The 12,063-nt window shown below is 47.4% G+C and carries 11 protein-coding genes; 6 read left to right on the forward strand and 5 right to left on the reverse strand.

Going from position 1 to position 12,063, the window contains the following annotated elements; all coding sequences use genetic code 11:
* The first annotated feature begins 107 nt into the window (after positions 1 to 107).
* Positions 108 to 962, forward strand: coding sequence for a ribonuclease HI (gene rnhA, locus LAY57_RS11920; protein ID WP_249066770.1), 855 nt, complete (start codon positions 108 to 110; stop codon positions 960 to 962).
* A gap of 146 nt (positions 963 to 1,108) precedes the next feature.
* Here rnhA and cruG read toward each other — a convergent pair whose 3' ends face one another.
* Both cruG and cruF read right to left on the reverse strand, forming a co-directional pair.
* On the reverse strand, positions 1,109 to 2,395 hold the full coding sequence (gene cruG / locus LAY57_RS11925; protein WP_275993890.1) for a 2'-O-glycosyltransferase CruG: 1,287 nt from the start codon (positions 2,393 to 2,395) through the stop codon (positions 1,109 to 1,111).
* Positions 2,396 to 2,415: 20 nt separating this feature from the next.
* Positions 2,416 to 3,438, reverse strand: coding sequence for a gamma-carotene 1'-hydroxylase CruF (cruF, locus tag LAY57_RS11930; RefSeq protein ID WP_249066774.1), 1,023 nt, complete (start codon positions 3,436 to 3,438; stop codon positions 2,416 to 2,418).
* Between the two features lie 327 nt (positions 3,439 to 3,765).
* Here cruF and LAY57_RS11935 point away from each other — a divergent pair, with 327 nt between their 5' ends.
* Complete coding sequence (locus LAY57_RS11935; RefSeq protein WP_249066776.1) at positions 3,766 to 4,188, forward strand: hypothetical protein; 423 nt, start codon at positions 3,766 to 3,768, stop codon at positions 4,186 to 4,188.
* A gap of 571 nt (positions 4,189 to 4,759) precedes the next feature.
* Here LAY57_RS11935 and LAY57_RS11940 read toward each other — a convergent pair.
* Positions 4,760 to 5,095, reverse strand: coding sequence for a DUF4870 domain-containing protein (locus LAY57_RS11940; protein ID WP_249066778.1), 336 nt, complete (start codon positions 5,093 to 5,095; stop codon positions 4,760 to 4,762).
* Between the two features lie 224 nt (positions 5,096 to 5,319).
* On the opposite strand from LAY57_RS11940, the gene prfC reads away from it, so the two are divergent.
* Entirely contained in the window at positions 5,320 to 6,948 is a 1,629-nt protein-coding gene (prfC, locus tag LAY57_RS11945) for a peptide chain release factor 3 (protein WP_249066780.1), read from the forward strand.
* A gap of 67 nt (positions 6,949 to 7,015) precedes the next feature.
* Here the strand turns inward: prfC and LAY57_RS11950 are convergent, their stop codons facing one another.
* Entirely contained in the window at positions 7,016 to 7,576 is a 561-nt protein-coding gene (locus LAY57_RS11950) for an HAD family hydrolase (protein WP_249066782.1), read from the reverse strand.
* A gap of 294 nt (positions 7,577 to 7,870) precedes the next feature.
* Between LAY57_RS11950 and LAY57_RS11955 the strand changes: the two genes are divergently transcribed.
* Positions 7,871 to 10,357 carry a zinc metalloprotease HtpX gene (locus tag LAY57_RS11955; protein WP_249066784.1) on the forward strand — a complete coding sequence of 829 codons (2,487 nt, stop codon included), beginning with the start codon at positions 7,871 to 7,873 and terminating at the stop codon, positions 10,355 to 10,357.
* A gap of 13 nt (positions 10,358 to 10,370) precedes the next feature.
* Here LAY57_RS11955 and LAY57_RS11960 read toward each other — a convergent pair whose 3' ends face one another.
* Positions 10,371 to 10,667 carry a hypothetical protein gene (locus LAY57_RS11960; RefSeq protein WP_249066785.1) on the reverse strand — a complete coding sequence of 99 codons (297 nt, stop codon included), beginning with the start codon at positions 10,665 to 10,667 and terminating at the stop codon, positions 10,371 to 10,373.
* Between the two features lie 348 nt (positions 10,668 to 11,015).
* On the opposite strand from LAY57_RS11960, the gene LAY57_RS11965 reads away from it, so the two are divergent.
* On the forward strand, positions 11,016 to 11,210 hold the full coding sequence (locus tag LAY57_RS11965; protein WP_249066787.1) for a hypothetical protein: 195 nt from the start codon (positions 11,016 to 11,018) through the stop codon (positions 11,208 to 11,210).
* A 193-nt stretch (positions 11,211 to 11,403) separates the two neighbouring features.
* On the forward strand, positions 11,404 to 11,907 hold the full coding sequence (locus LAY57_RS11970) for an RNA recognition motif domain-containing protein (protein ID WP_249066789.1): 504 nt from the start codon (positions 11,404 to 11,406) through the stop codon (positions 11,905 to 11,907).
* The last annotated feature ends 156 nt before the right edge of the window (positions 11,908 to 12,063 follow it).

Raw genomic sequence — 12,063 nt, forward strand, 5'->3', positions numbered from 1 at the left:
ACGTTGGCGGATTCTAAACCCTTCTGACCCTAGCCCCTTCTGACCCTAGCCCCTAGCCCCTCGCCCCTAGCCCCTTCTGACCCTAGCTATATATGAGAAAAGTCACAATGTCTTCGTTTCGCACAATTGAAAGTTTTTATACCGATGGAGCCTGTAGCGGCAATCCCGGCCCTGGCGGCTGGGGCGTTGTCGTCTATTTTGAGGATGGTTCTGTTTGCGAGATGGGCGGTGATGAGCCCCAAACTACCAATAATCGGATGGAGTTGCAAGCAGCCATCCAAGCCCTCAAATTCTTAGCAGCAACCGGACAAACCCAACCCGTCGCCCTTTACACCGATAGCGAATACGTTAAAAAGGGGATTACCGACTGGGTGAAAGGGTGGAAAAAGAAAGGCTGGAAAACCTCTCAAGGTAAAGCTGTACTCAACCAAGATCTGTGGGAGGCACTCGACACGCTCAATTGCAAGCAAGTAGACTGGCGGTATGTCCGGGCTCATGCCGGTGATGTTGGTAACGAACGCTGCGATGCGATCGCTCGAGGCTTTGCAATTGGTAAAAGCCCTACGCTGCAACAGCCAGACGTATTAGAAGCATTTAGTTCAGAGGCAACAAACGGTAATAGTTACGAAAAGTTACAATCCAGTGATGTATCCTCTAACCTTTTCACTACCGACTTGGCTATGACAGATTCCACCCCTAACTCCCCGACAGAAACAAACCACAATTTATCCAGTGAAGTTAGAGTCATTCAACTCCGCAATCTAATAGAAATCCTACGCATCGCCGATGACATTGCTACTAAAGGCCACCTGATTACAAGTTCTGAACTAGCAGACTTGATGGATATCCACACCAGCGCAGTTACAAGTCGTGGAGATAATTGGGTTTGGCGTAATTGGGTTGTCTCGCGGGTGCGGCGAGAAGGAAATCAGATTCTCTGGCAACTCGAACGGGTAGATTAATCGCAAATGGAAAATGAACGGGTGTTTTTTCGCTCCCAGGTACGTTGTTGCGCTTTAGCGCTCTTAGAGCGCTAAAGCGCAACAATGTACCCATTATCCATTCCGAACAAGAGCCAATAGAACTATATAACTAGCAACTTGAGTTATTAGTTAGATCGCTTCATTCGATCGTAACGTCGTCCGCGCCATTGAGTAGGCGTTTGGAGGGAGGATAGCAAAATTCGCAGAAAAGCTAAGGGGTCTGCCAAGGGAGAAAGGTAAAAGTAAAAAGGTAAAAGTAAAAAGTCAAAATATTTTTTACTTTTGTCTTTTGTCTTTTGCCTTTTGTTTTCGTAAGATGGTGCGATCGCCAATAGCAAGGCAAACCTAATTGCTAAGAGAAATAAATTCAGTCCTAACAACAGAAGCGGCAATTTCAAATTAAAGATTTCAGATAGCGGATTGAAAATACAATTTGCCATCTGCAATTTGCAATTTGAAATCATCAGGAAGAGGTAACTTAGTACAATGGGTAGTGGTAGACCCTGGAGGCTAAACAGCAGCCACAAATCTCCTAACACTTGAGAAGTCGAAGAAGCATCTTTAAGATCGAGACTCCGCCCCCACTCCTGCCAAGTTTGGACTGCACCCTCGTACATCCGCACCTTTAACACCTTGGCACCGTCCAGAAAACCAACCTTATACCCGCAAGAAGCAGCATAACGGGCTAAGGTAACATCATCGCAGAAAGAACTGCGGGCACTGGCGTATCCCCCCAGAGCCGCCAATACAGAACGACGGCAGAGGAAACACTGACCGTTCGCCATCACCCTTTCCGGCGACTGGTTAGCCGTCCCAGCCGGGTCAAATCGGTACAGCAGAGTCATCAAAAGCGCTGGTTGCAGCCACCACTCACCGGGATATTGAAGAATAAATTGGGGCGAGAGGGAAAGCAGGTCATATCCTTGAGCTTCAGCAGTTTTGATTAAACTGGCAACTAAGCCTGGGCTAGGCTGGGTATCTGCATCTATGCCCAAAATCCATTCACTTTTTTCGGAACTGTGCAGAAAACCCGTATGTAAAGCCCAAGGACGCCCCACCCAGCCCTCTGGTAAGGGGTCATCCGCAATCAGACGAAATCGCGGGTCTTTTTGCTGAGAAGCCTTCACCAAATCGGGGGTGCCGTCTTGGGAGTGGCTGTCTACCACAATAATTTCCCGCACTTCGTAGCCTTGGCGAGTTAAACCGGCCAGACAGGGCGCAATGCGATCGGCCTCATTGAGCGTGGGAACCACCACGCTGACTGCTCCCAAAAGCTCTGGGGTGGCACTGAGGGGTTCTATGGGAGGATGGCGACTTGGGCCTTTTAGCAGTCGCGAGATCAAAATAAATACTGCTGGTGCTTGAACGATCAGCACCACCAAAGTTACAGCACTTTTGAAATCTTCTGTCAAGAAGTTTGTTAACCAAAAGCTCACTTGGGAGCAACCCCCACAGAAGCGACTGGGGTTTCAGTTTTCCGGCTGATTTCAGAAGAGGCTAAATTAGCAGCAGCGGTATTAACTGCTAAGTTGAGGGAGGCGCTAGCCGATGCTGGTTTTGTTACCCACCAAAGGGTGACCGCAGGCGCAACACCCAGCAGCAAACCCAATCCAACGGGTATCCAAATTCCAGCTGCCAAGCTCATCACCGTTGCGAAGGCGAAGTTACCCAAATAAACGGTTAGGGGTAGATTTAATTGCGATCGCGTCAGCGTGCTGTAGGCATCTCGCGTCAGCGTGCTAGAGGCATCTCGCGTTAGCGTACTGTAGGCATCTTGGTTTGCAAAGGGTTTCTTGCTCCACAAAATCGCAGCCACTGTCATGAACACGGCACCTGTTCCGAACCAACCGAAAAAGTTTTGGTAAGGCATACCAAAGAAAGCACCAGGTGTTTTCCATTCCCAGAAAGGTGCTGCCGTTTGACTCATAGCTGGGTCAAGCACAAAGTCCCAAGAGGTGAGTAGCAAGGCCCCAAGTGCGATCGCACCCAATTGACGCCACCAACTCGGCTTCTGCTCTGAATTTAGACCAGTACGAGCCAGCAAATAAGAAGCCAACCCCAAATAAAACCAAGAAAGGGGTATCGTCACAGGAACTAGCCCAGCAATTTTATATCCCAGACCGCTCAGATAGCCATAGTGACCAAACGGAAACCCAGTACTGGTTCCCAGCAATTCGCTCCCCAGCGAGATAAAGACTGATGGCACCATAAAAGCCAGCCAACGCCACCACCCCAGCGTGCGGTAAGCATAAATGGCAACAGCAGCCGTTCCTAACACAATGTAAACAACGCCACCACCAGCCATGCTCCACTGGAAGAAGGTTTGCCCAGACGCCGGTAAACTTAAAATTAATCCCGGATTGGGTAAAACTAACAGCAGTCCTGCTAGTCCAAAAGCCATTGACACAATATGACCGATCAGGCAGAAGCGCTCGGCCATAACAAGTTGCTTCATAGAAACTCCTCTAAACAGATGATGCTCGGTAGCGCTTCTTAACAGTTTACAAATGTTTAACAAAAGTTAACCATGTAGCTCTAATTTTCTGCAACTGCTGGGGGAAGGGTTTAGAGGAAGAGGGCGATAAGCTCTGACGCCGGAGAGTTTGTAGGATCGCAATTTGTGACACTCTTGTGGAGTGGGCATCTTGCCCGCCCCATTTATACAACTTAGATGCGTGACAGCATAGGGGCTTGGAAGAAAAAAAAAAGTACTGAATTTGAGATATAAATTAGTTCATGTGACCATTGCAGCTCAGCTGGCTGTTATGCACCAAGGTTGCTTGTGAAAAAAATCCCGTGGCTCTCGCTAGCCCTACTGATGCTTACGTATACTACTCTGGGCTGGGTTTTATTTGCTGTTCCCTGGTATACGTTACTGTTGACCCTAGCCTTGATATTGCTATTAGCGGAGATTTTAGCTTCCCCTTTTTCCAACGTTAGAAAGGGTCTTATCTATTCTTTAAGTACTGATACCCGCGCTTTTATTTTAGCGATTAGCGTAGCTTTTTTTACTGCCCTGCTGGTGATCTGGATTCATATTGTTGTCCATGCCCTGGTTGTAATCGCCGCTGGGCTCTTAGCGAGGTTGGATCTGCTCACGGCTGGTTTTAGGGATTCGCAAGCGTTCTGGATTTTGTCTGTTTTTTCTATGGCTGGCTTTGGGCTGGGTTGGGCGGCACACTATTATGTGCCTATACTCGTATAAGAAAGCTCTCGCGACAGTAGCTTAAGATAGACACTCCATAAATCGTCACAAAGTAAGAGATTTTCAGCCCTGTATTTGAGGAAACTGGTGGATAGCGTTTAACTGTCCTTCTGCCCTACAGCACCTCTTGCCGTGGGGCAATTTTATTTTTAGCGATTCCCAAAGAGCCTTTAATCTGCGTTCTGATAGTCGCAAGTTACAATATTTTTTATCCAGGTCGTTATTTGGTCGTTAATATGTGTGTGACGAGAATGCCAGCAAAAACATTCGAGTAGAAGGTATTCGGATATTAAGCTAACACGCATCTAATTCGGATATTTCTAATCCGGCAATCAAACCTTCAATTCCTCTCCCACTCCCCCACTCCCCCACTCTCCCACTCCCGCTAAACATACAAATTAAATGCGTAGCAGCTTATCTATGGGCGCAGGGAAACTGTTTCAAACCTCGTTATTGCTGTGTCGAGGCAACGTAAGACCAATAACTCGCCAAGTCGAAAGCCTGTCGTCGATGAAACCAAAAGCCCACACTTACTGAGTCAACAGAAGTGTGGGTATTTAACTACCGTAAGCTACACCAACCGAAAAATAAATGGGTAGTGGTAGGGCTGGTCGGGATTGCTCAGACTCTGGAGAATGGCCATAATTGGCAGTACCCAACTCAGAATACCCAACAAAATAAGCAGGGGTATTCCAATCAAAAGCCAAGCCAGCACTCCAAAAATAATACCATAAAGCCACACATTAAAGTGGAAGTTGATGGCTTCTTTAGCATTTTCCTTGACTACCGGATCGTCGGAGATGAGCAAAATCCCAATCGGTATACCGATCGACACAAAAAGAGCGCTAATAAACAGCGAGCCATGACATAGAGCAGATAAAAGCTTTCGCTTGTCAGTATCGTACATATAACCAAGTCTCCTAAGTTCAGTTAGGTTTATTCTTTCGTTACGAAGCTATCATATCTGCTCAAGAGGCTGTGGGATGAGATTTCCGTACTATAAGTGGGGGTTTGCAGGAATAGCTCGATCGGGCCTTCGCTCCCCTTATCCGCACCGAGGTAGTGGTACACTTACATTTTCAAGGAATTTCTATAATGGTCTGGTGAAGATTCCCCTAGTAAGCGCCATTTATGACCACAGAACTTGAAAGCGAACTCCAAACAGCAGTTGAGCGTCGGCGCAACTTTGCGATTATATCTCACCCGGATGCGGGTAAAACTACGCTGACTGAAAAGCTCTTGCTGTACGGGGGCGCAATTCACGAAGCAGGTGCAGTCAAGGCGCGACGGGCGCAGCGGAAGGCGACTTCTGACTGGATGGAGATGGAGCAACAGCGGGGGATCTCGATTACTTCGACGGTGTTGCAGTTTGAATACCAGGGATCTCAGATTAATCTGCTGGATACTCCCGGTCACCAAGATTTTAGCGAAGATACTTATCGGACTCTGGCGGCGGCTGATAATGCGGTGATGTTGGTTGATGCAGCGAAGGGTTTGGAAGCCCAGACGCGGAAGTTGTTTGAAGTTTGTCGGATGCGAAGTCTTCCCATCTTCACTTTTATCAATAAACTCGATCGCCCCGGACGCGAACCTCTGGAATTGCTGGACGAGATCGAGCGGGAATTGGGTTTGCAGACTTATGCTGTAAATTGGCCGATCGGAATGGGCGATCGCTTCCAAGGTGTTTTCGATCGCCAGAAACGCCAAATTCACCTATTTGAACGCATGGCCCACGGCAGCCGCGAAGCTAAGGATACTGTTGTGGATATAGGCGATCCCCGCATTGAGGAATTGTTAGAGCCAGACCTCTATTACCAACTTAAAGAAGATTTAGAAGTTTTGGAAGAATTAGGCCCCCAATTGGATTTTGAGCAAGTTCACAATGGCAAAATGACGCCGGTATTCTTCGGTAGCGCCATGACCAACTTTGGAGTGGAACTATTCCTAAATTCCTTTCTAGACTATGCCCTTAAACCGGGTTCCCATAACAGCACCATTGGCGAAATTACGCCTACATATCCAGAGTTTTCGGGATTTGTGTTCAAGCTGCAAGCCAACATGGACCCCAGACACCGCGATCGCATCGCTTTTGTCCGCGTTTGCACCGGCAGGTTTGAAAAAGATATGATTGTAAGCCACGCCCGCACTGGCAAAACGGTACGCCTTTCCAGACCTCAGAAACTGTTTGCCCAAGAAAGGGAATCCATAGAAGAAGCTTATGCAGGTGATGTAATTGGTTTAAACAATCCGGGCGTTTTTGCGATCGGCGACACGATTTACACTGGTCAGAAATTAGAGTACGAAGGTATACCCTGTTTTTCGCCGGAATTGTTTGCTTATTTAAGGAATCCAAATCCTTCTAAATTTAAACAATTTCGCAAAGGCGTTTCGGAATTGCGGGAAGAGGGAGCGGTGCAAATCATGTACTCGGTGGATGAAGCTAAGCGCGACCCAATTCTAGCAGCGGTAGGACAGCTGCAATTTGAAGTAGTGCAGTTCCGCTTGCAAAATGAATACGGAGTTGAGACTCAGTTAGATATGCTGCCTTATAGCGTTGCTCGCTGGGTTGCTGGTGGCTGGTCAGCTTTAGAAAAAGTTGGGCGACTCTTCAATACCGTGACGGTAAAAGATAGTTGGGGACGACCCGTACTGTTGTTCAAAAATGAATGGAATTTGCACCAAGTGCAAGCGGATCAACCGGAATTAAAGCTAAATACTTCGGCTCCGGTAGTTGCCGGACAAGAACCAGAATCTTTGTGATGGTCTTACCCTTAGAATAAGAATTAAAAATTAAAAATGAAGTAGACCCATTTTTAATTTTTAATTCTTATTCTGTTTCGCTTTTTGAAATTTTTGCTCTCCATCCTCGCTTTTCAACCTGCCGCACGTTTTCCAGAGAACCGATTATTTCCAAGTACTTCAGCAGGAGAAAAAGTTCACAATCTTCCTCTTTACCTTCATACTTTTGGATCGGGATAGCATTGCCGTAGTTAGCCATAGACTTTTCAGGTGAATCATCAACGATCAACACTTTCTCCAAAGGATACCCTTTCTTTTTTACCTTCTTCAAGCGTTTCAGAACGTAATAGCTTCCCAATTCGTAATCGAGTCGCAGAGTACACTGTTTGCTGGTGAAGATAAACTTTAGCTGGTCAGTTTCTGGAAAGATTTGTCTAATAACTTGGTGGGCATACTCGAAACCGGATGCTGTCCAAATAGCTGTTTCAAACCAAGCTGTACAAACGGATAGGAAGTAATCAAGACCAGGCCGTTTGTATACATGGTACTGGAAAACTTTGAAGTCAGGATTCCGCAAAAGCGGATCTTCGGTACTGTAGACTAATGTTTCATCCAGATCTAAGATGAGTAGCTTGTGATATTTCGGCATAATGAAGCGATCGCCTTTTGGCACTATCGACGATTAAGAACCTCTGCAAAGTAGAATATTACAAATATAATACAAATTAGAAGTCAAGAGGCAGATAGACAATCTGTTTGCCGATCGAGACAGATGCTACTTATACCAAATCCGGGTGGAAAACCCCTTTTGGGGCCTCAATGTTTTTCCTTCTATTACTCCCCCACTCCCCCACTCCCCCACTCCCTCGAAGAATAACGATCGTAATCGAAGCGAATTTGGTATTAGGCTATGGTGGAAGAGATTGTGGTGCTTTGAACGAGTATGGCTTTTTCTCCCGATCCGCCTGAAAAAGGTGCGGAAACTTCTGGCAAAGAAAACCCCGCTCTGGAGGCTGGTTTAGCCGCCCTGAAGCAGGGAAATTACGAAGATGCGATCGCGCACCTAGAAAGCGTCTGCGAGATCGATCTGAATCAAAAATCAATTTTTAGGGCTCAGATGGGGTTAGCGATCGCTTACGAACGCATTGGCGATGTTCCTTCTTCTCTAGCCCTGTGTAAAACTCTGAGTAAAAATTCGAGTCCCCAAGTTAAAGAATGGGCCCTTCGCACTCTGGCTAGTTTGGCAGACCGCTACCCAGAAGAAAGCAGGGGAGCAGGGGAGCAGGGGAGCAGGGGAGCAGGGGAAAATTCTTCTGACACTGGTTTTGTTCCCCTAGACCCGACAGCGCTGACGCCCTCTATTAGGTCAAAGGTGCCTCTAAATCCATCCCCTGCTGGGGGAGCGGGGGAGCGGGGGAGCGGGGGAGCGGGGGAAAATTCTCACTCAGCACTCAGCACTCCCCACTCCCCACTCAGCACTCAGCACTCAGCACTCAGCACTCAGCACTCAAAGAGTCCTCAATCAAGAGTCCCTACAGAGGCGAAGCATTCGGACAAACAAGCTGAGAAATTGTCGCCTAATTCAGATCCAAATGCTTTGCCAGTAGAGGAGAAAAAAGAAACCCTAGCACCCTATCAAGCTGAATGGAAACAAGCTGGGCGGGCTAAGAAATGGCAACGCTTGCCAGCAAAGACAGGTTTCCACTTTGATGTGTCGCAGCTTTGGGGGGTGCAGGCATTAACTGCGATCGCGCTATTGATCTCTGTGTTTTGGGCGCTTGGTGCTATCATCAACTTCGCCATCAAAACCGCTCACAATCTTTTAATTAAATTGCGGTTTATCTACGTCAGCGACGATTACTATAGCAGCCCAATGCGGTTTGTTCCCGTTGCAACAGTAATCGCGACTCTAGCGCTGGTTGCAGCATCTCCCTGGTTAATGGATGGACTGCTGAGGTCTTATTATGGCCTCAAGTCATTATCATTAGAAACGCTGACCTCACGCAGTCCCGAAGCAGCTAGAGTGCTGCAACGTTTTACCCGCGAGCAACGCCTGCCCGCTCCCACCTTATTCGTGTTACCGGATTCTGCACCCCTGGCGCTGACTTATGGGAATCTGCGACGTACTGCCAGAATTGCAGTGAGTCAGGGATTATTAGATCGATTGGCGGATGACGAAATCGCTAGCATTTATGCCGCTCAATTGGGGCATATCGTTCATTGGGATTTTGTACTGATGTCCCTGGGCGTTCTGGTTTTCCAGGTTCCATACATTTTCTATTGGCGAGTATCAGCGTTGGGAGAACAGTCGCAAAACGCATTCCTGCGCTTTGTTGCCGGGGCATTTGCGGCTTTGGGTTACGGTATTTACTGGCTATTTCGCTGGCCGATTTTGTGGTTGTCAAGAGCGAGGATTTACTATAGCGATCGCATCTCCTGCGAAATCACTGGCAATCCCAACGGACTCACCCGCGCACTCCTGAAAATTGCGATCGGCATTGCTAATGATGTGGAGCGACAGGGACAGACAAGTTATCTGCTTGAAGGTTTTGAACTTTTGACACCAGTGGGGTATCGGCAGGCGATTACTTTAGGCAGTCTATATCCTCTTATTCCTCTAGAACCGATTTTGGCCTGGGATTACCTCAACCCCTCGACGCGGTGGTTAGCCATTAATAATTCTCATCCCCCAATGGGAAAGCGTTTGCAAATATTAGCCCGCTACGCGAGCTACTGGAATGTAGAAACTGAACTTAACTTTAGTTCCCAGTCTTCCCTAACCGCTCAAAAATCAAAATTTTTCTTACAAGGTTCGCCTTATTTGGGCGTTTTTCTGGGTTTAGCCCTTGCAGGTATATTGTGGTCGATTGGCGCGATTAGCAATCTGGTCAGATTCCGACCGCTTGATTGGATGTGGGGAGATCGATCGCTTTTATACGGTTCCCTGCTCATCGGCATAAGTATGGGCATCTTTTTGCGGATTAATTCTTTTTTTCCAGATATCAAACCTTTTAACTTGCCAGGTGAAGCGCTTTTACCAGACTTGCTTGCTAACCCCGCTGCCTTACCCGTGGATAGTCAGCCTGTTCGTCTGCAAGGAAAACTCTTGGGGCGTCCCGGTATCGGTAACTGGCTGTGCCAAGACCTAATTCTACAAACCCCAACTGGTTTGGTCAAATTACACCACTTCTCAAGGTTTGGCCCAATTGGGAATCTTTTGCCGCACTCAACCCGTCCTAGCGATTTGGTGAATCGACCTCTAACCGCAACGGGCTGGTTTCGCCGGGGAGCCACTCCCTGGATTGATATTGACACCCTACAAACCCAAACTGGCAGAACGAGTCAGAGCTTTCACCCGATCTGGTCTACGATTTTAGGACTGGCGGCTGCTGTCTGGGGAGCTTACATTATCTACAAAGGTGGGGGGTAAGAGTTTTTGAGTTTTAATACCAAGCTCGCTTAAAACGAAAAGTGGGGGAGTGGGAGAGTGGGGGAGTGGGAGAGTGGGGGAGTGGGAGAGTGGGGGAGTGGGGGAGTGGGAGAGTGGGGGAGTGGGGGAGTGGGGGAGTGGGGGAGTGGGAGAGAAATTTTCTTGACAACTGACCACTGACAACTGACAACTGACCACTGACAACTGACAACTGACAACTGACCACTGACCACTGACAACTGACAACTGACAACTGACAACTGACAACTGACCACTGACAACTGACAACTGACAACTGACCACTGACCACTAACTAAATGTAAAGAAAAGTTGCAGAATATTTACCGATCGTGTTACATTTCTTTACAGGAATTCCTTGTTGCTAGATCGGGCAAGAGGCAAATTTCTGAAGTAGCCTGTCTGTGGAAAAGTAATCCCAAAAGCTTTTGTAGCATTGGGGTGAAAGTGGTTCTAGTTATGCTTTATAGGTGTAAAAACATACAGATTGGGGTGCAGAGATATTTGTCCGTAGAATCGGTGACTACCAGGATTTCCTTCTCCCAACACAGCAAGCTCAACCAGCCAAAGCCAAAGGCTGGTTTTTGTTTGCTAGTGGGTAAAGATCTCTAGCCCTGTCGTACAATCTGTAGGAATGCCTATGGTAAAAACTCAAGTCCTGCCGGAGCAGTACTCCACCTGTGACAGATATGAAGCTGAGGCTGAAATCTATCCAGAGAACTGGTTCTATGCTAAAAGCCGTGATACCTTAAAGAATGGCGTCAATTTTTCATGCAAGCAAGATAAGAACAGAACACTTGACTTTAACTGGCTTAAAGTAGAGCCTTATGCCTGAAAGTTAGGTGTAAAATCTTGGGTACTGAGTATAAATGAGCGTTTTTTCATGCGATCGGCTGTTTGGTGGCAATTGGTCAGAGGGCACGTCTCTATGGCTGTTTAAGCGTTCGTCAATCCAGTTTCTCCTCAGCTAACACGCAGGGAGCGCTGGGCAATAAAGTTTTTTTAACTCAAAGTCTGGAGGATCTTCCATGTCCATTCGTCTGTATGTAGGCAATCTGCCCAAAGAAGAAATCGATCGCCAAGAGCTACAAACGGTTTTTGCTGAAGCTGGCGATTCCATTTCCACTAAGGTGATTAAAGACCGTAAAACTGGCAAATGCCGTGGTTTCGGTTTTGTGACTGTGCCGAATGATGAGCAAGCCGATCAATTCATTGAAAAGTTCAACGGCTATGTTTTCAAAGACAGCGCCTTAAAAATTGAAAAGGCATTGCCTCGTTCTAAAGGTCAAGGTGAGGAGGATGCACCTCCACCACAGCCAGTGATCGCCGCCAACAGGGCACCCAGCAGCAGTCCTGCTCCCAGCGGCGATAAGGGAGGTCGTCGTAACAACAAAAAGAGGAACCGTGGTGCCAGCAACAGTAGCGGCGGGAACACATCGGTTAGCACAGACGCAGTGCAACCCGATCCCCGTTGGGCGCAGGAGTTAGAAAAACTAAAGCAGATGTTAGCTGCTCAAACAACAAATCCTTAATATTGTCCCGACCCCCATTAGGGGGTGGGATTGTTGCATCAATTTCTAGATTTCTCTAGAAACTCAGTCGCTTGAATATTAACAATGGTTTTTACAAGCGGTGGGATTGTTGAGATAGTTCCAACGATTTGCCGGTTTGACGATCGGGCTGAAGCT

Source organism: Argonema antarcticum A004/B2, from assembly GCF_023333585.1.
Lineage (GTDB): Bacteria > Cyanobacteriota > Cyanobacteriia > Cyanobacteriales > Aerosakkonemataceae > Argonema > Argonema antarcticum.

What these genes read in the sequence shown, in the direction of transcription:
- rnhA (WP_249066770.1), top strand. Translation starts at nt 108, where the DNA reads ATGTCTTCGTTTCGCACAATTGAAAGTTTTTATACCGATGGAGCCTGT.
- cruF (WP_249066774.1), bottom strand. Translation starts at nt 3,438, where the DNA reads ATGAAGCAACTTGTTATGGCCGAGCGCTTCTGCCTGATCGGTCATATT.
- LAY57_RS11940 (WP_249066778.1), bottom strand. Translation starts at nt 5,095, where the DNA reads ATGTACGATACTGACAAGCGAAAGCTTTTATCTGCTCTATGTCATGGC.
- prfC (WP_249066780.1), top strand. Translation starts at nt 5,320, where the DNA reads ATGACCACAGAACTTGAAAGCGAACTCCAAACAGCAGTTGAGCGTCGG.
- LAY57_RS11950 (WP_249066782.1), bottom strand. Translation starts at nt 7,576, where the DNA reads ATGCCGAAATATCACAAGCTACTCATCTTAGATCTGGATGAAACATTA.
- LAY57_RS11955 (WP_249066784.1), top strand. Translation starts at nt 7,871, where the DNA reads ATGGCTTTTTCTCCCGATCCGCCTGAAAAAGGTGCGGAAACTTCTGGC.
- LAY57_RS11965 (WP_249066787.1), top strand. Translation starts at nt 11,016, where the DNA reads ATGGTAAAAACTCAAGTCCTGCCGGAGCAGTACTCCACCTGTGACAGA.
- LAY57_RS11970 (WP_249066789.1), top strand. Translation starts at nt 11,404, where the DNA reads ATGTCCATTCGTCTGTATGTAGGCAATCTGCCCAAAGAAGAAATCGAT.